Below are 17,556 nucleotides of genomic sequence, written 5' to 3'. Positions count from 1 at the left end.
GATGCTGTTTCCCGATTACAGACCCCGGCGGATGCGGGCCACACCCACCCTCCGGCGCATGATCCGGGAGACGCTTCTCTCCCGGAACGATCTGATTCAACCGATGTTTGCCATCCCAGGCAACAAGATCAAAAAACCCATTGAATCCATGCCCGGTCATTTTCAGATGTCTGGTGATTATGTTGTCGAGATGGCAAAACAGGCCAAAGAGGCGGGCATTCCCGCCATCATTCTGTTCGGTATTCCGGACAAAAAAGACCCCTTGGCCACCCGAGCCTATGCAGATGACGGGATCGTCCAGAAAACCGTGGCCAAAATCAAAGATGCGGTATCGGATCTTACCGTGATCACGGATGTGTGTCTGTGCGGTTACACAGATCACGGCCATTGCGGGGTGGTGGATAACGGCATCATCGACAATGACGCATCTTTGGACCTGCTGGCAAAAGTGGCGCTGTCCCACGCCAAAGCCGGCGCCGACATGGTGGCCCCGTCCGACATGATGGACGGCCGGGTCGCAGAGATCCGCCAGACACTGGATGAAGACGGATATGATCACATACCGGTCATGTCCTATGCCGTGAAATATGCATCCGCGTTTTACGGGCCGTTTCGCCAGGCCGCCGACTCATCCCCGCAGTTCGGAGACCGGAAAACCTATCAGATGGATCCGGCCAATGCCATGGAAGCCATCAGGGAAGCCACCATGGATATTGAAGAAGGGGCGGACATCATCATGGTCAAACCGGCCCTGGCCTATCTGGACATTATTTTACGCCTGAAGCAGGAAATCGATCTGCCCATTGCCGCGTACAATGTATCCGGAGAATACAGCATCATGAAGGCGGGAGAAATGATGGGATGGGTGGATGCCACCGCATTGATTCTGGAAACTCTGACTGCGATCAAACGGGCCGGGGCGGATATGATCCTGACCTATTCCGCCATTGACGTGGCCCGCGCTCTGGAGGCATCATGACCCATCCCGGAACCCATCACCAACCGTCTTTTGTCCATGGCGGCAAGACCGATCACCCTGCCGGCGCGCATACCCTGCGCCTGGTGGCATGGGAAACCACCCGGCGCTGCAATCTTTCCTGCAAGCACTGCCGGGCCGTGGCCGAAGATCACCCCTATGAAAACGAACTGACCACCCGGCAAGCGTATACCCTGCTGGATCAGATCCGGGAAGTGGGCACGCCCATCATTATTCTCACCGGCGGAGAGCCGCTGCTTCGAGAAGATATTTTCGACATTGCCGCCTATGGCAACCGTATCGGACTGCGCATGGTCATGGCCCCCAACGGTACATTGCTCACACCTGAAATTGTCGAAAAACTCAAGCAAAGCGGCATCCAGCGCATCAGCGTAAGTCTGGACGGAGCCTCCCCGCAAACCCATGATGATTTCAGGGGGTTGGATCACGCGTTTGATGATGCGATCCGGGGAATCAAGTTTGCCAAAGCCGCCGGCCTGGAGTTTCAGATCAACACCACCATTACCAAAACCAATCTGAAAGAAATCCCTGCCATTCTGAAGCTGGCCGAAGATCTGGGTGCTGTGGCCCACCATATTTTTCTGCTGGTGCCCACAGGCCGGGGAAAATATATCGTGGATTCAGGCATTGATGCCGTCGAATATGAGCAGACCCTGAACTGGTTCTATGACCAGCGGGATAAAACCCCGCTCCAGTTGAAAGCCACCTGTGCCCCCCATTATTACCGGATTCTGCGCCAGCGGGCGCACGCCGAAGGAAAAACCGTGTCTTTTGAAAGCCATGGTCTGGATGCGGTCACAAGGGGATGTCTGGCCGGCACGGGTTTCTGCTTTATTTCCCATGTGGGCCGGGTGCAGACCTGCGGATTTCTGGATGTGACCTGCGGCAATATCCGGGAAGCATCGTTTAAAGATGTCTGGGAAAACTCCCGGGTGTTCAATGAATTAAGAGAGTTTTCTAATTTGACGGGTAAATGCGGTGCATGTGAATACAAGCGGGTCTGCGGCGGTTGCCGTGCCCGGGCCTATGAAGCCACGGGCAGCTACCTGGCCGAAGAACCGTTGTGTACTTACCAGCCTTCAAAAAAAGCGTGACATCACGGATTTTGATCATTTGATCTTTTTTTTGTGCGCATGTCAATGGCATTCAATGTCAGGGTGATGGGCCGGTCTTCCGCAGACCGGCTGTCACACCGCACCGGCCCGGGTTTCCGGAAATGATCCGCACCCGGTTTGGCTGCCAGCCATTTTTCACGCATTCCTTTAAATACCCGGAATGCATTGGATGACAAATCCACCAGACTTTTTTCCATGACCAGTTCCAGCCGGCCTTTGCGTTCTTCCAGATGCATCAGCCGGGCAATGGGAATGCCGATGGGTTCCCAGTTTTCAAACGGCTGTTCCAGATTTTTAATGGCTGCCATCTGGCCGGTTTTCCCATGGGCCATCAAATGAAACGCGGTCATGCCCAGGTTATAGGTATAATGACAATCAAACGCGGTGGGATCGCAACCCCGGCCGTCATATCCATAAAAATGGGTCTGAATTTTGAAATCCGGTTCCGACCGCCGGAAAATTTCTTTGACCGGACCGGGAATCTCCTGATCCGGTTCCAGAAGTCCGGCAGTGACCAGGGCCTGTTTCAGGGTTTTCAATGACATGATGCCCGGTTTGACCAGAAGATAGACTGAATTTGGATCGTTGAACAACGCCGGGGCATACCGGTCGGGATCCAGATTCCGTGACCGCATGAAAGACTGGTAATAGGACTGGCTGATACCGATTTTATAGCGGCCCTGTTCTTTGAGCGCCCCTAAATATTCCTTGACCATATCCATGATAATTTTTTCCGTTCTGACCTGGGAAAACTGGAAATTGCCGTGGAAATCCCGTTCCACCAGAAGCCCGGCCTGAAAAAAATCCGGCAGTTGATTGAACAGCTCATCATCTCTTACGTTCCAGATGGGGAATGGATGGCTGTCCATCATCCCCTGGCTGATGCGGCGCAGATAATCCAGTTTTTCATTCAACGTCGGAAAGGTTCGATGAAAATCCAGATCATGAATGGTGTTGAAATCCGCGATAATTTTGTTGAGCTTGATGATGAATATCTGGATCTCATTGATAAATTCCAGAATCCCTTCCGGAATGATCATGATCCCGTAATTTTTACCAAATGCCGCACGCCGGACAATGGCATCACAGATCACCCGGGACAGATGGCGCAGCGTGATCCCGAAGGCGGTAAAATCCGTTTCCCCGGTCTCCTGCGCTTTTTTAAGGCGTTCTTCATCCGTGTACGCAGCCAGTTCTTCGCCGATGAACGCCAGATTGGCATGGGTCTGCAACGCCGCCTCCAGGGTCAGGTGGCTGGCCACCCGGCCCATGACCTTGCACACATGCCAGTATTTCACATCTGATGCGGCATCCGATGCCAGATGACTGATATTCTGGGCAAAAGATCTGGCGGCGGAATGAAACCCGAACGGAACCGCCAAAAGGCAGGTACCGTCATCGCTTTTCACCTGAATGTCCCCGTCAATAGTTTTGGGGACCCCGACCACATGAATGCCGGCAGACTTGAAATGCTGGGCTAAAAATGCGGCATTGGTGTTGGAATCATCCCCGCCGATGATCACGATCCCCTCCAGGTTCAGGGATTGACAGGTTTTTAAGGCCTGATCCATTTTTTCAGACGTATCGATTTTGGTCCGTCCGGTCCGGATCATGGAAAACCCGCCCATATGCCGGTGCGCATCCACCATTTTTTCAGTGATTTCCACACAACTGGATTCCAGCAGACCGTCGGGTCCCAGCACAAACCCGTATAAACAGGAATCCGGATGATTGGTTTTCATGGCATCATACAACCCGGCAATCACGGTGTGCCCCCCGGGTGCCGGTCCTCCGGAAAACACCACACCAATCCGCCGGGGTTTGCAGAATGCCGTTTTTTCCTGTATCGACATGTCCGGCCGGGCAGCCACTTTTTGAACACAATTATCAATAATGCCGGGCAGCATTCGCCGGGCTTCAGAATTATCGGCAAACCGGTATTGAGGCTGGTCTGTCATTTCTGTAAGACCGGTGTCTAAAACAGCAATCCGTCTGGGCTCAAACGTCTGTCGTTCTTTGGTTTCCGAATTTGTATCCAACGTCATCTGCCGGGTTACCGGATGATCGAGCAGTGGTTCAATGGCATCCTCAAAGGTCATATTGACTCCTGTTTAAAAATGGTTTCACCTTGGCATTATCAGATCTCAATTTACCGGCCCGTTCAAGGAAAGTAAAGAAATTCCTGACAATTCAATCCATGGGTTTACAGGGTTGATTTGATCTTTCAAACATTGTAAAAGAGCGGTACACAAACCGGTTATCAAAAAATCTGCCCATCACAAGGAGACACCTGCGTGGTATTCAATTTTTTCAAAAGAAAAACCAGAGATAAAGAGCAAGAAAAACTGAAAAAACAAGCACAGCTCAAAGAACAGGAGCGACTCAAAGAACAGGAACGGTTGAAGGAAGAAGAACGACGTAAGGAAAATGAACGGGTCAAAGAAAAACTACTGTCTGAAGAACCGGACAAAAAAGGAATATTCAGCCGCCTAAAATCCGGCCTGACCAAAACCCGGGAAGTCCTGAACACGGATATCAATGCCCTGTTCAAATCCAGCCGCAAAATTGACGACGCCCTTTTTGAGGAACTCGAAGAGGTGTTGATTACCGCAGATCTGGGCATGGACATCACCATGGAAATGATGGACCGGATCCGGAAAAAAGCCGGCCGCCTGTCCACGGCGGACCAGCTCAAAGCGGTACTTAAACAAGAACTCATTGCTCTGTTTCCCGGCAAAGAAGATCCTGAAACCGCCCCTGCCCTGCCCCGGCCCCATATCATCATGGTAGTGGGTGTCAACGGCACCGGCAAGACCACCACATTGGGCAAACTGGCCACCCGGTTCACCCGGGAAAATAAAAAAGTGCTCATTGCCGCTGCGGATACGTTCAGGGCTGCCGCCATCGAACAGGTGGGGATCTGGGCGGATCGGGCCGGTGCCACCATCGTACGCCATAAACAGGGCGCAGATCCGGCTGCCGTGGCCTATGACGGGGTGGAAGCCGCCATGGCCCGGGGCATGGATGTGCTGCTCATTGACACGGCCGGCCGGCTCCATACCCAGAAAAACCTGATGGAAGAGCTGAAAAAGATCAAACGCACGGTGGAAAAAAAAATGCCCGGTGCCCCCCATGAGGTGCTCATGGTGCTGGATGCCACCACCGGTCAGAACGCCATTTCCCAGGCAAAAATGTTCCATGAGGCCGTGAACCTGACCCAACTGGCGTTGACCAAACTGGACGGTACGGCCAAAGGCGGGATTGTGGCGGCCGTGGCCGGAACCCTGCACCTGCCGATCCGGTACATCGGTGTGGGAGAAAGCATGGATGATTTACAGGAGTTTGACGCAGTCCGGTTTGTCAATGCCCTGTTTGATTAAGCACAGGGTATAATCATTATAAAAATTTATGTATGCATTGATTTGATTTATTCATACCACGAAGCGCACGAAGGACACGAAGAAACCCCTCCTTCGTGTCCTTCGTGTCCTTCGTGCGCTTCGTGGTAAAAGGATTGGACAGATCTGAAAGGAGCAACCGTGTTTGGCATTGAAAATTATGCCGGGTTTCTGGCGGCCGCCATTATACTGAACCTGACCCCCGGGACCGACACCCTGTATATTCTGACCCGGAGCATTGCTCAAGGGTCCCGTGCCGGACTGGTGTCTGTGGCCGGGATCATGTCCGGGTGCGTGGTGCATGTGCTGGCCACTGCATTTGGCTTGTCTTTGATTTTGTCCACATCGGCCACGGCCTTTTTTCTGGTAAAATGGGCCGGTGCGATCTACCTGATTTTTCTGGGCGTCAAGGCCCTGACCACCCGGACACCGGCATTTGAAAACCAGAACCGCCGATTTTCACACAACGATTTGATCACCATTTACAGGCAGGGAATGATCACCAATATACTCAACCCCAAAGTGGCATTGTTTTTTCTGTCTTTTTTACCCCAGTTCATCAATCCGGACCATGCATCAGGCCCTTTGCCGTTTCTGGTTCTGGGCGGGACATTTCTTGTCACCGGTACGCTGTGGTGCCTGATGTTAACCCGGGCTGCCACCCGGATGACCCATATGCTTCGGGAAAATACCGGCATCGGCATCTGGATGCAGAAAATATCCGGCATCGTTTTTATCGGATTCGGCGTGAATCTGATCTTAAATTCCCGATAATGATGGTTGAGCAACGCCCAAAAAAAGAATTTTTGAAACCAATGAATTCAATGGGTGAAAAACTTTCTGCGCATCCGGTCAAAGTGATCGGTCAGCACTTTTCTTCGAAACGCTCCCATGGCTTTTGTGTCCCGTCCGGGAATCAGGTCGGACAGCTTCCGGATCTCTTCCACCATACTGGAGACCTCTTCATTCCAGTCCCCTTTGTCCATGGCACCATACCACAACCGGAATGTCTGGGCATAAAGCCGATCGGAAATTTCTTTTAACACCGGATTGCCTGCAGCCTCATGAATCATGTTTCGAAGGTCGGTGTCCACAGCAACCAACGCTTTCCGATCTTTGTTGTCAAACAGGGCCGCACATCGCTCTTTAATCGTCTTGAGTACGATCCGATGCGAATCGTTGAGTTGATTCGCAGCCAGCTGGATTTCCAGGACTTCGCATTCAAACCGCACCTGGAACACATGCATGATTTTGTTGAATTCGATTTCCGTCACCATGCTGCCGGTTCGAGGAATAATCCGGACCAGCTGTTCCCATTCCAGACGGTTGAGCACATTTCGGACCGGTGACCGGCTGACCTCAAACTCCTGTGCCAGCACGTTTTCGTTGAGAATCTGACCGGGTTGATATTCCATGTACAGAATTCGATCCCGCAGGATATTAAACATGTTTGGTTTCATAATCCACTGCCTTGTTTGTTGCAGTCAGCATCCGTTTGAACCTGATTACGGGCGGATACACTTTTTATGGCCCGGTCCAATAAAAAAGCTTGACATGAAAATTCACCCACTGGTATACCACTAACAAGATTAATGATAAAAATAAAGGTATTTTTACAGAAATACAATTCTTTTCCACCCATAACACATCACCGGAGGGCAATGACAGTCTATCGCATCCATAGAAAAACCCAGGCCTGGTATGGAGAATCCATCGGCATCCTGATTCTGGATGCTGCCTATCCCTGCGTTCCCGGCAATGTGGGTAACGCCAGCACGTTTCCTTTTCCGGTCCGGTATGAAAGAGTGACCGGTGCTTCCATCGACCGGCTGCTCAACCAGCAGGATCCCACGTTGGCGGAACCGTTCATCCAGGCGGCAAAAAACATCCAGGACCAGGGTGTGAAGGCCATTACCGGCGCCTGCGGATTCATGGCTCTGTTTCAGCGGGAAGTGACCGCAGCCGTGGAAATCCCGGTCTTTTTATCCAGTCTTTTGCAGATTCCATTGATCTATCAGATGACCCAAAAACCCATCGGTATCATCACCGCCAATGCATCCAGTTTAAAAAAAGCCCATTTTGATGCAGTCAACGTGACCCCGGACATTCCGGTGATCATCGCAGGCATGGAAACCCAGCCGGAATTTTCCAGCGCCGTACTCGAAGAAAAAGGGACCCTGGATTCTGATAAAGTTCAGGATGAGGTGGTTTCCACAGCCAAAACAATGGTGAACGATCATCCGGACATCGGAGCCGTGGTGCTGGAATGCAGCGACCTGCCCCCTTATGCCCATGCGGTTCAGGCCGCGGTACAGCGTCCGGTGTTTGACTTTTTCACCATGATTCAGTATATCCACACTAGCTTGGTAAGAACCCCTTTTACCGGGTTTATGTAACACAACCACATAATTTGCAAGGAGGAAGAGATGAAAAAAGGACGAAGGCTCATTCAGGGACTGATGGTGCTGACAATCAGTGCGATGCTTGTGACAGCCGCACCGATCCAGGCCAAAGCGGAAAAGACATTTAAATGGCAGCCGTCATCCTGGCTGTCCTCGGGCATCAGCTGGGATACCATCAATGATATCTCCAAAAAAGTGACCGAAAAGACCAATGGACGTCTGACCATGACCCCCAGCTCTCCGGGCGCCATCGTACCGGTGCCGGAACAGCTGGAAGCCGTAAGCATGGGTATTATGCAAGCCACCTTTATCTGGCCGGGATATTTCCCCGGACAGCTGCCTGTGGCATTTATGCATGGGGATTGCTTTGCGGCCCCGCATTCCATTGCTGAACTGCGGTATCTGTATGAAGAATACGAAGACGGCAAGATCATGAAGATCCTGAGAGACGCTTATGCCGAACATGGGGTCTACCTGGTGGGCAACCTCTACTGGACCCTGGACAACCTGATGATCTCCAAAGTCCCCATCAACGGCGTGGATGACATCAAAGGCAAAAAGTTCCGTTCCTCCGAACTGATTGCTCTTCAGCTGGCCGAACTGGGCGCCGGCACCATCTGGGTTCCCGGAGATGAAATCTACACCATGCTGTCCACCGGTGCTGTGGATGCCATCACCTTTTCCCATGCTGCTGACATGGTGGCCATGGGGTTCCATGAAGTGACCAAATACTGGATTAAATACCCCACCGCTGTGGGACCGGCTGCAGATGCCCTGATCGTGAACATGAAAGAATGGGAAGCAATGCCCCAGGATCTGAAAACCATTCTGGCCAGTGCGGTTGCCAACGGCAGTTACAGAAACGAGACCGAAGCGGACAAAGAGATTGCCAAAGCCTGGGATTTTGTTGAAAAACAGGGCATTGAAATCATTGAATGGTCTGAAGAAGATGCGGTTAAACTGGCCGGCACCGCCCGGAAAGTGGTACCTGAAAAATACCTCAAAGACGAATCCTTTAACGAAATTTTCAAAATCGTTGAAAAATGGGCCATGGAAATGGGGTACTGGGCAGAATAGCGCTCAAATCGTAAGAATCGGCTGAAAAGCCCAAAGAAACGATAAAGCCTCCTTCGTTCGCTGGTGGGGGCTTTATCGCTTCTGATGACAATCGATCATAGAAAGAGGTAAAAAATGAGACGTGTCCTGGCATTCATCGACAGTGTCAGCGAATGGAGCGGGAAGCTGGTCAGCTGGCTGATCATGTTCATCATGGGTTTCCTGCTCATTGAAGTGGCATTGCGGTTTTTATTCAACGCTCCGACCATCTGGATTCATGAACTGTGCATGCATTTGTTTGGATTCTTTTCCGTGCTTGCCGGGGCCTATGTTCTTCTGCACAAACAACACGTAAAAATCGATATTATCTACCTGCAGTTTTCCCCCCGGGTCCGGGCCGCCATTGATACGGTGACGTATATGATTTTTTTCATGTACATCGGGACCATGTTTTATTACGGCAGTGTCCTTGCCATCCGGGCCGTGGAATTGAACCAGACCGTATCACCATCTCCCTGGGGATCTCCGATATGGCCCCTGAAAATAGCGTTGCCAGTTGCGGCCCTGTTGCTGCTGCTCCAGGGGCTGGCTGATTTCATCCGCACGGTTAACTTCGCTGTGACCGGAAAGGAGATGTCATGACTTTTGAATGGCTACCCATTATCGTTCTGGTCGCAGGCCTCATGTTCGGGCTGATCTCAGGGTTTCCCATGGCTTTCACCCTGGGCGGCAGCTCCATTGTGGCCTCCTGGATTTTCATCGGATTTGACAGTCTGCCTTATGTGGCCACCAATACATTCGGCATGATGACCAATGTGATTCTCATTGCCATGCCGTTGTTCATTTTCATGGCCTGTGTGCTGGAAAAATCCGGGGTGACCCATGATTTGTATAATTTCATGCACCAGCTTTTAGGGTCCCTGAACGGGGGCCTGGCCATGGGCACCATTGCCATCTGCGCCATCATCGCGGCCATGTCCGGGGTGAGCACCACCGGCGTGGTGACCATGGGAATTATCGCGCTGCCCATCATGCTTAAAATGAAGTATGACAAAAGCATCGCCATCGGCCCGATTCTGGCCGGCGGGGCTCTGGGCCTGCTGATTCCCCCCAGTGTGTCCCTGGTCATCTACGGCATGATCGCCCGGGTGTCCATCGGCCGCCTGTTTGCCGGTGCCATCATTCCCGGACTGATCCTGGTGTTCCTGTACATGGCCTATGTCGGGATCCGTTGCTACCTGAACCCCAGCTTGGGACCGGCCCTGCCCAAAGAAGACCGGGTCCCCTTTATTGAGAAGCTGAAACTGGCCAAGAGCCTGGTGCTGCCCGTGCTGATCATCGTTTCGGTATTGGGATCCATTTTCGCCGGGCTGGCTTCTCCCACGGAAGCCGCCGCTGTCGGGGCCGGGGGTGCGGTGCTCAGCGCCGCCATCAACCGGCGCCTGTCCTGGGACGTGCTCAAGGATGCCTGCTTCCGCACCATGTCCATCAACGGCATGATCATGTGGATTCTGTTCGGGGCTGCCTGCTTTACCAGTATCTTTTTCCGCACCGGCGGCCAGGGCCTGATCGGTGACATGATGCTGGGCCTTGAAAACAAATGGCTCATCTTTGGAATTATTATAGCCACCCTGATCGTTCTGGGGTGCTTCCTGGACGAAATCACCCAGATAATGATCACGGTGCCGGTGTTTCTGCCTATCATAGTCCATCTCGGATATGACCCGGTCTGGTTCGGGGTGCTGTTCATGACCCAGGTGCAGATGGATTATCTGACCCCGCCCTTCGGGTTCACCCTTTTCTATCTCAAGGGGGTGGCACCGCCCGAGGTGAGTATGGCGGATATCTACAAATCGATTATGCCATTCCTTTGCATTCAGCTGTTTGTGTTGCTGCTGATCCTGTTCTTTCCGCAGATCGTTCTGTGGCTGCCCGAAGAGGTGTTTGCCCTCAGATAAACACTGTAAAATCAGATATTCACAAGGTTAAAACCATGACACTTACGCTGGATTCCAGGCCACACATATCTGGAATCCAGCGTTTTTTTTAAAAGGAAACCATCATGAATTTTACTCACAGCATCACCACGGTTGACACGCACACCATGGGCGAACCCACCCGGGTGGTCACCGCCGGCATGGCGCATATTCCCGGAAACCAGATGATCGATAAAAAAAACTGGCTGTCTGAACACCGGGATCATATCCGGCAGATGCTCATGCTGGAACCCCGGGGTCACCAGGACATGTTCGGGGCCATTCTCACGGAACCGGTCACAGACGAAGCTGATGCCGGCGTGATCTTCATGGACAGCGGCGGATATCTGGACATGTGCGGCCACGGCAGCATGGGGGCTGTGGTGGTGCTTCTGGAAACCGGGATGCTGTCCGGAGACATTCAGGAAAAAAGCAACCTCCGGACCCTGGCTTTGGATACCCCGGCCGGCCTGATCCATGCCCGGGCTGTGATTAAAGACAACCGGGTGACCAGCGTCACCATCCAAAACCGGGACTCTTTTTTTTGTGAATCCATGGAGATCGAGCTGGATGCCATCGGCAAAGTCCCGGTGGATATTGCTTATGGCGGCAATTATTTTGCCCTGGTCAATGCCGATCACCTGAACCTGCCGGTGACACGTGTCCATATCGATGCATTGAAAGCCCTGGGGCTGGCCATTCGCGATGCGGTGAATCAGCGATTCCACTTTAGTCATCCTGTTTCAGGCCAGCTGGCCTCCGTGGCATTGACCGAAATTTATGAAAACACGGATCCCCCCCGGAACATCGTGGTGTTCGGAACCGGGCAGGTGGACCGATCCCCCTGCGGCACCGGCACCAGCGCCAAAATGGCGTTTCTGCATCATAAAGGTCGGCTCAAACCGGAAGAACCCTATGCCTACCAAAGTGTATTCGGCACCCAGTTTATGGGAAAAATTTTAAGGGAAACCAGGGTGGGAGACCGGCCCGCCATTGTGCCGGAAATCACCGGCAATGCCTGGATCACCGGATTTCATCAATTTGTGGTGGATGCCACCGACCCATACGCATTCGGATTCAACATCCAGGCGACCTGACCGTTCTGCTGTCATTGCCCCGGCAGTTGAAATTGCACAAGGCCATTTGGTCAATTTATGTTTGGGACAGGCGGATGTTTGAAAACAAACACTTCAGTTGATGCCATGAAACGGCAAACACACCTCGTCGATCAGAGCCGGCAGTTGCGTTTGCCTGATGTTCAAAACCTTTAATGAGAACGCGATCCCATCGGTATTCATGCGTTCCAGCTCCTGTCCCATGACAAACCGGGAATAGATCAGATCGGCCAGATAGACCAGAGCGGTCAATTCCGGCTGTTTGTCTGCCAGTTCAGGTTCATGATGCCGGGCAATGGGATCATGCAAAATTTCGGGCAATGACCAGTCTTTGGCAAGAGACATGCCAATTTCCGAGTGGTTGGTGTCAAAACACGCTTTTTCAACACTTAGAAAATCCTGGGCCTTACAAAAAATATCCCGATAAAAATATGGCCGGAATTGCCCCACATACTGATCAAGAACCACTTTTCCGATATCGTGAAGCAGCCCGGCTGTATAGGCAACCGATGGAGATATCTGTCTGGATATTCGCTGCGCCATTTTTTCACAGGCCATGGCCATGCCAACTGAATGGGTATAAAGCCCGCCTTTGCAAAGCGAGTAACCATGCGTTTCATCACAAAACACATCTTTCATGGTTGCGGATAATACCAGCTGTAGAAACTGTTTTTCACCCAGCAGGACCAAGGCACGATCAATGGAATCCGCTTTCATTTTAAAGCTGAAAAACACATTATTGCAAAGCTGAATGACCCTGGCACTGATCACCTGGTCCTGTCTGACCTGTTTTGCCATATCTTTCAGGCTGCCAGGGGGTTCCCCCGTCAATGGGTTCCGGAAGAAGCAGATGCTGAAATCCTCCGACTTCTGCGACTGGATCCCACAATGCCACCCCCACACAACTGCCCAGATAGGCATCCAGGACAAGGGGCTGCTTTCTGGATATCACAAAACTTCCGGAGGACACAATCTGCCGCTGTCTGGCTGTCATCTCACCCACCAGTCCTTTCCGGATTCAGAAACGGCTTTCTGCTTGCAAGCCCCGGGAAGGTTTGCCGGGCAATTCGGGTTTCAGCGGGATCCGTCGAGGTCGTTACTATCGCCTCCTCATCCCCGGCCCCGGCCAGAACCGTGCCCCAGGGATCTATCACCATGCTGTGACCGACAAACTGGATGTTGTTGTTCATTCCGCAGCAGTTGGCACAAACCAGGTGACACTGATTTTCCAGGGCCCGGGTCCGGTTCAGCATAATCCAGTGCTCAAGCCGGGGATAGGGCCAGGCCGAACACACCAGAAACATCGTGGCGCCCTGATCCACCATGGCCCGGAACAGCTCGGGAAACCGCAGGTCAAAACAGGTGGCCATGCCCAGATATCCGAACGGCGTGTCCACGACCACGGGTGTGTCTCCAGGGGTCAGAATCTGTGTCTCTTGTGACTGAAATCCGAACAGGTGAATTTTCCGGTAGACCGCCAGAATGTCTCCATCTGCCGATACCAGCACACTGGTGTTGTACAGACGGTCTTTATCCTTTTCAACAAAACTGCCGGTGTGCAGCATCACATTCATCTCTTTTGCCAGGATTTTCAGGCGAGTGATCAGCGGGCCGTCCAGGGTCTGGGCATCGGCCTCATACCGGTCAAAGCACATGAATCCGGTCTGCCAGATTTCCGGCAAAATCACCAGATCCGCATCCGGGCATGACCGAATGGCTTTTTCCGCTTTTTCAAACATGGCTTCCGGGTCATTTTCAATCACAGAAAGCTGAATGGCGGCAATTTTCATGACACCTGTCTTTGTATGATTCATATGATTGACTCTACTGTCATTTTTTGAGACATCTTTTCATCTTGTATCGCCCTGAAACGTTGATCATACCATTTTTTCTCAAGGCCAACCATTATTATTTGCTTGGACCAATAAATTAAAACCGATGTTTGCATTTGATTCAAAATGATGTTTATATACAAACATCCTGTTTGAAACATTTTTAATCAAAGGGTCTTATGCATTTTTTTCCCATCCGCACCCGGTTGATCGCTGCGCTCACCCTGATCCTGCTGTCGGGTTTTTTCATCACCAATGTCATCTCCTACCGGGCATCCAAACACCAGATTCATTCATCCATTGTTGAATCCAGCCTGCCGCTGGCCCGGGACAACATCTATTCGGAAATCCAGCGAGACCTGATGCGGCCGATTTTCGTTTCTTCGCTCATGGCCAATGACACCTTTCTCAAAGACTGGGTTGCAGCCGGTGAAAAACAGACGGGCCCCATCATCCGGTATCTGACTGAAATTCAGGAAAAATACGGGTTTTTCTCTTCATTTTTCGTGTCTGATATCACGAAAAACTATTATCATTTCAAAGGAATCCTTAAACAGATCCATCCCGATGACGACCATGACATCTGGTATTACCGGTTCAAGGAAAAAAATATTCAATATGATCTGGATGTGGACACCAACGAAGCTGAACAGAACCATCTGACCATTTTCATCAATCACCGGCTCACCTCGGATGAAGGCAGTTTTATGGGGGTGGTGGGTGTGGGGCTTGACTTCGACCGGGTGGCATCACTTCTGGAAGATTACAAAGCCAAATATGATAGAAATATTTACATGGTCAGTCCGGACGGCATTATCCAGGTCCATACCGATCAATCCAAAATTCTGACCACCTCCATTTTTGATCAGCCGGGGCTGGGAGACATTGTCCAAGATATTTTTGCAGCAAAAAACCAGCCGGCGTTTTTTGAATATGATGCCCACGGCAATCACATTCTTTTAACCAGCCGGTTTGTGGAAGAACTGGACTGGTACCTGCTGGTGGAACAGGATGAAACCCTGGCGCTTAAATCAATTCAAACCACGTTTGTGCAAAACTTTTTCATCGGCCTGGGCATCACCCTTATCACTATTTTGTTCGCCATTATGGTGATCAATTATTTCCAGCATCAACTGGAAATAATGGCCACCACGGACAAAATGACCAAAGCTTACAACCGTCGGGAATTTGAGCGGCGGTTTCATTTTCACACCGATGCCAACCGCAGGAAAACCATGGACTTAAGTATCATTCTGTTTGACATTGACCGATTGAAAGAACTCAATGATACCCGAGGGCATCTGGCTGGAGATCAAATCATAAAAAACATTGCCGGCATTGCCGCCGCAATCATTCGGGACAATGACATGCTGGTCCGGTGGGGGGGAGATGAATTTGTCATCCTCACGCTGGGAGACACGGATCAGGCAATTTCCATCGCCGGCCGGCTACTGGACGCGGTTCAGGCCCATGATTTTCTGAAGGAATCTACAGAAGGCGGTATCATTCAGATGTCCATCTCCTGCGGTGTAACGGGCTTCGTGGAAGGCGATACCCTGGACACGGTGATGGCCCGGGCCGACAACGCCCTTTACCAGGCCAAAAGAGAGGGGCGCAACCGCGTTGTCCTGGCAACCGATGCAGGTTGATCAAGACCCCAGCAGGGCCAGAAACCGGTCTTCATCCAGCACCGGGACCCCCAGATCCTTTGCCTTGGCCAGTTTGGACCCCGCCTGTGTTCCCGCCACCAGATAATCGGTGTTTTTTGACACACTGCCGGTCACTTTCGCTCCCAGAGACAGAAGCTGTTTTTTGGCTTCGGACCGGGTCATGGCGGTCAGGGTGCCGGTAAGCACCAGGGTTTTACCGGCAAACACATGGTCTTTTTCTTCAGCCGGCCCAGCCAGTGAATTCACGATTTCCACGCCGCTGTCCCGGAGCTGGGTGACCAGGGCACGATTTTCAGCATTGGCAAAAAATCCGGCAATGGCATCGGCTGTGATGGCCCCCAGGCCGTGAATTCCTTCCAGGTCTTCCCTGGAAGCAGCCATGAGATCATCCAGGGTCAAAAAATTTTGGGCCATAAGCCGGGCCGCATGTTCACCGGTATGATCGATGCCCAAAGCGAATATAAACCGGTGCAGCGGGATCTGCCGGGATTTGTCAATGGCTGTGATCAAATTATGGGCGGATTTGTCCGCCATCCGTTCCAAAGGAATCAATTGTTCCTTTTTCAGCGTGAACAGGTCTGCAAATGAGGTAAGCAGCCCTTCATCCACCAGTTGTTCCACCAGTTTTTTCCCTAACCCCTCGATATCAAATCCTTTTTTGGACGTAAAATGTCGGATCCGTTCTTTCCGCTGGGCCGGGCAGGCCGCGTTGATGCATTTGACGGCCGCCTCCCCTTCCAGACGCTGGACAAGGGAATGGCACACCGGGCAGTGCGACGGCATGTGAAAAATCTGTTCTTCACCCGTGCGCTCTGCTGTCAGAATCTTTACCACCTTGGGAATCACATCTCCGGCCCGGGTGACCAGGGCCGTGTCTTTGATGCGGATATCTTTTTTCACAATTTCATCCATGTTGTGCAGCGTGGCCCGGGACACGGTCACACCGCCCACCTGAACCGGTTCCAGTACGGCCACCGGGGTCAGGGTCCCGGTGCGGCCCACCTGAACCAGAATATCCGTGATCCGGGTGATCTTTTCCACCGCAGCGAATTTATAGGCAATGGCCCATCTGGGGCTTTTTATTTTCTCTCCTAAGGCCTGCTGCATGGGTATCGGTTCCACCTTGATCACCATACCGTCGATTTCATAGGGCAGGTCCGGCCGGATCTCAATCAGTTCTTTGTAAAATTCCAGGGTCTGTTCAATGGAGATCTTTTTTTTCACCAGCGGATTCACCGGAAACCCTAAGTCCGTCAAAGCATCCAGCAATTCGGACTGAGAATCAAATGACAGCCCTTCCACCTGCCCCCGGCCATACACAAACAGATCCAGGGGCCGGGACGCGGTAATGGCGGAATCCAGTTGACGCAACGATCCGGCGGCGGCATTTCTGGGATTGGCAAACACGGAATCACCGGAACTTTTCCGTTTCCGGTTCAATGTGTCAAAACCGGCCCGGGATATGAACACTTCCCCCCTGACTTCCAGCAGGCGCGGGCAGGCACGGATGTCGGTTCTCAGGCCCAGAGGCACGGACCGGATGGTGCGCACGTTGTCTGTGACCACCTCTCCCACAAACCCGTCTCCCCGGGTCACGGCCTGAACCAGGACCCCGTTTTCATACCGGAGCTCAATGGCCACCCCGTCCAGTTTGGGCTCGGCCGTGTACCATATCTCTTTTTGACCGGTATTTTTCTGAATCCGGGCATGGAAATCCAGAATACCCTGATGGGAAAACGCATTGTCCAGACTGAGCATGGGAACGGTGTGTTCAGCATGTTCAAACGCGGGCAGGGGCGCGCCGCCGATTCGCCGGGTGGGAGAATCCGGTGTGACCAGGTCGGGATAGGCGGTTTCCAGGTGGATGAGCTCCTGCATGAGCCGGTCATATTCTGCATCGGAAATTTTAGGATCATCCAGGACATGGTAATAATAATTATGGTCATTCAATAACTTTTGAAGCTGTCTGACCTGTGCTTTAATGTGCGCGTCCAT

General features: G+C 52.0%; 17 protein-coding genes. 10 read left to right on the top strand and 7 right to left on the bottom strand.

Translation table 11 applies throughout. The annotated features are described in order from the left end of the window. Position 1: 1 nt before the first annotated feature. Together hemB and ahbD are read left to right on the top strand one after the other, a co-directional pair. Complete coding sequence (gene hemB, locus K365_RS0109325; RefSeq protein ID WP_024334370.1) at positions 2-979, top strand: porphobilinogen synthase; 978 nt, start codon at positions 2-4, stop codon at positions 977-979. Further along, positions 976-2,091 carry a heme b synthase gene (gene ahbD, locus K365_RS0109320; RefSeq protein ID WP_006965443.1) on the top strand — a complete coding sequence of 372 codons (1,116 nt, stop codon included), beginning with the start codon at positions 976-978 and terminating at the stop codon, positions 2,089-2,091. The genes hemB and ahbD overlap by 4 nt, the downstream gene beginning before the upstream one ends. A gap of 2 nt (positions 2,092-2,093) precedes the next feature. On the opposite strand, the gene K365_RS0109315 is transcribed toward ahbD, so the two are convergent. Next, positions 2,094-4,211 (bottom strand): 6-phosphofructokinase, encoded by a 2,118-nt coding sequence (locus K365_RS0109315; RefSeq protein WP_024334369.1) that lies wholly within the window; start codon positions 4,209-4,211, stop codon positions 2,094-2,096. A 195-nt stretch (positions 4,212-4,406) separates the two neighbouring features. Here K365_RS0109315 and ftsY point away from each other — a divergent pair, with 195 nt between their 5' ends. Both ftsY and K365_RS0109300 read left to right on the top strand, forming a co-directional pair. Further along, positions 4,407-5,492, top strand: a complete 1,086-nt coding sequence (ftsY, locus tag K365_RS0109305; RefSeq protein WP_024334368.1) for a signal recognition particle-docking protein FtsY — start codon at positions 4,407-4,409, stop codon at positions 5,490-5,492. A gap of 159 nt (positions 5,493-5,651) precedes the next feature. Next, complete coding sequence (locus K365_RS0109300) at positions 5,652-6,284, top strand: LysE family translocator (RefSeq protein ID WP_006965440.1); 633 nt, start codon at positions 5,652-5,654, stop codon at positions 6,282-6,284. Positions 6,285-6,331: 47 nt separating this feature from the next. On the opposite strand, the gene K365_RS26480 is transcribed toward K365_RS0109300, so the two are convergent. Beyond that, entirely contained in the window at positions 6,332-6,970 is a 639-nt protein-coding gene (locus K365_RS26480) for a GntR family transcriptional regulator (RefSeq protein ID WP_006965439.1), read from the bottom strand. After that, complete coding sequence (locus K365_RS27885) at positions 6,967-7,152, bottom strand: hypothetical protein (RefSeq protein WP_152427613.1); 186 nt, start codon at positions 7,150-7,152, stop codon at positions 6,967-6,969. Before K365_RS27885 ends, K365_RS26480 begins: the two co-directional genes overlap by 4 nt. A gap of 19 nt (positions 7,153-7,171) precedes the next feature. Between K365_RS27885 and K365_RS0109290 the strand changes: the two genes are divergently transcribed. The 5 genes from K365_RS0109290 (at position 7,172) to K365_RS0109270 (ending at position 12,041) form a co-directional block, all read left to right on the top strand. After that, entirely contained in the window at positions 7,172-7,906 is a 735-nt protein-coding gene (locus K365_RS0109290) for an aspartate/glutamate racemase family protein (RefSeq protein WP_024334367.1), read from the top strand. A 30-nt stretch (positions 7,907-7,936) separates the two neighbouring features. Next, a complete protein-coding gene (gene dctP / locus K365_RS0109285; RefSeq protein WP_024334366.1) occupies positions 7,937-8,989 on the top strand; it encodes a TRAP transporter substrate-binding protein DctP in 1,053 nt (350 codons plus the stop codon). A gap of 114 nt (positions 8,990-9,103) precedes the next feature. Beyond that, the gene (locus K365_RS0109280; RefSeq protein ID WP_024334365.1) at positions 9,104-9,610 is read left to right on the top strand and encodes a TRAP transporter small permease subunit; all 507 of its coding nucleotides are present in this window, start codon (positions 9,104-9,106) and stop codon (positions 9,608-9,610) included. After that, a complete protein-coding gene (locus K365_RS0109275; protein WP_024334364.1) occupies positions 9,607-10,926 on the top strand; it encodes a TRAP transporter large permease in 1,320 nt (439 codons plus the stop codon). Before K365_RS0109280 ends, K365_RS0109275 begins: the two co-directional genes overlap by 4 nt. A 104-nt stretch (positions 10,927-11,030) precedes the next feature. Then, positions 11,031-12,041 (top strand): proline racemase family protein, encoded by a 1,011-nt coding sequence (locus K365_RS0109270; protein WP_024334363.1) that lies wholly within the window; start codon positions 11,031-11,033, stop codon positions 12,039-12,041. A 93-nt stretch (positions 12,042-12,134) separates the two neighbouring features. On the opposite strand, the gene K365_RS0109265 is transcribed toward K365_RS0109270, so the two are convergent. The 3 genes from K365_RS0109265 to K365_RS0109255 are packed head-to-tail and all read right to left on the bottom strand — an operon-like array spanning position 12,135 to position 13,873. Continuing rightward, entirely contained in the window at positions 12,135-12,857 is a 723-nt protein-coding gene (locus K365_RS0109265) for an HDOD domain-containing protein (RefSeq protein WP_169432941.1), read from the bottom strand. Continuing rightward, entirely contained in the window at positions 12,796-13,062 is a 267-nt protein-coding gene (locus K365_RS28230; protein WP_169432940.1) for a hypothetical protein, read from the bottom strand. The genes K365_RS0109265 and K365_RS28230 overlap by 62 nt, the downstream gene beginning before the upstream one ends. Further along, entirely contained in the window at positions 13,055-13,873 is an 819-nt protein-coding gene (locus tag K365_RS0109255) for a carbon-nitrogen family hydrolase (RefSeq protein ID WP_029725107.1), read from the bottom strand. The genes K365_RS28230 and K365_RS0109255 overlap by 8 nt, the downstream gene beginning before the upstream one ends. A 197-nt stretch (positions 13,874-14,070) precedes the next feature. Between K365_RS0109255 and K365_RS0109245 the strand changes: the two genes are divergently transcribed. Beyond that, on the top strand, positions 14,071-15,540 hold the full coding sequence (locus K365_RS0109245; RefSeq protein ID WP_024334359.1) for a sensor domain-containing diguanylate cyclase: 1,470 nt from the start codon (positions 14,071-14,073) through the stop codon (positions 15,538-15,540). Here K365_RS0109245 and ligA read toward each other — a convergent pair whose 3' ends face one another. Further along, positions 15,541-17,556, bottom strand: a complete 2,016-nt coding sequence (gene ligA / locus K365_RS0109240) for an NAD-dependent DNA ligase LigA (RefSeq protein ID WP_024334358.1) — start codon at positions 17,554-17,556, stop codon at positions 15,541-15,543. It lies immediately after the preceding gene.

The organism is Desulfotignum balticum DSM 7044, from assembly GCF_000421285.1.
GTDB classification, from domain to species: Bacteria; Desulfobacterota; Desulfobacteria; order Desulfobacterales; family Desulfobacteraceae; genus Desulfotignum; species Desulfotignum balticum.
Note: the sequence above shows the minus strand (reverse complement) of the source record. Positions and strands in the feature narration are given on the sequence as shown.

Bases quoted from the DNA above. Each gene is read 5' to 3' on its own strand.
- K365_RS0109280 (WP_024334365.1), top strand. From the start codon at position 9,104: ATGAGACGTGTCCTGGCATTCATCGACAGTGTCAGCGAATGGAGCGGG.
- K365_RS0109270 (WP_024334363.1), top strand. From the start codon at position 11,031: ATGAATTTTACTCACAGCATCACCACGGTTGACACGCACACCATGGGC.
- hemB (WP_024334370.1), top strand. From the start codon at position 2: ATGCTGTTTCCCGATTACAGACCCCGGCGGATGCGGGCCACACCCACC.
- ahbD (WP_006965443.1), top strand. From the start codon at position 976: ATGACCCATCCCGGAACCCATCACCAACCGTCTTTTGTCCATGGCGGC.
- K365_RS0109245 (WP_024334359.1), top strand. From the start codon at position 14,071: ATGCATTTTTTTCCCATCCGCACCCGGTTGATCGCTGCGCTCACCCTG.
- K365_RS0109315 (WP_024334369.1), bottom strand. From the start codon at position 4,211: ATGACCTTTGAGGATGCCATTGAACCACTGCTCGATCATCCGGTAACC.
- dctP (WP_024334366.1), top strand. From the start codon at position 7,937: ATGAAAAAAGGACGAAGGCTCATTCAGGGACTGATGGTGCTGACAATC.
- K365_RS0109255 (WP_029725107.1), bottom strand. From the start codon at position 13,873: ATGAATCATACAAAGACAGGTGTCATGAAAATTGCCGCCATTCAGCTT.
- K365_RS26480 (WP_006965439.1), bottom strand. From the start codon at position 6,970: ATGAAACCAAACATGTTTAATATCCTGCGGGATCGAATTCTGTACATG.
- K365_RS0109290 (WP_024334367.1), top strand. From the start codon at position 7,172: ATGACAGTCTATCGCATCCATAGAAAAACCCAGGCCTGGTATGGAGAA.
- K365_RS0109265 (WP_169432941.1), bottom strand. From the start codon at position 12,857: ATGGCAAAACAGGTCAGACAGGACCAGGTGATCAGTGCCAGGGTCATT.
- K365_RS27885 (WP_152427613.1), bottom strand. From the start codon at position 7,152: ATGGGTGGAAAAGAATTGTATTTCTGTAAAAATACCTTTATTTTTATC.
- ligA (WP_024334358.1), bottom strand. From the start codon at position 17,556: ATGGACGCGCACATTAAAGCACAGGTCAGACAGCTTCAAAAGTTATTG.
- K365_RS0109275 (WP_024334364.1), top strand. From the start codon at position 9,607: ATGACTTTTGAATGGCTACCCATTATCGTTCTGGTCGCAGGCCTCATG.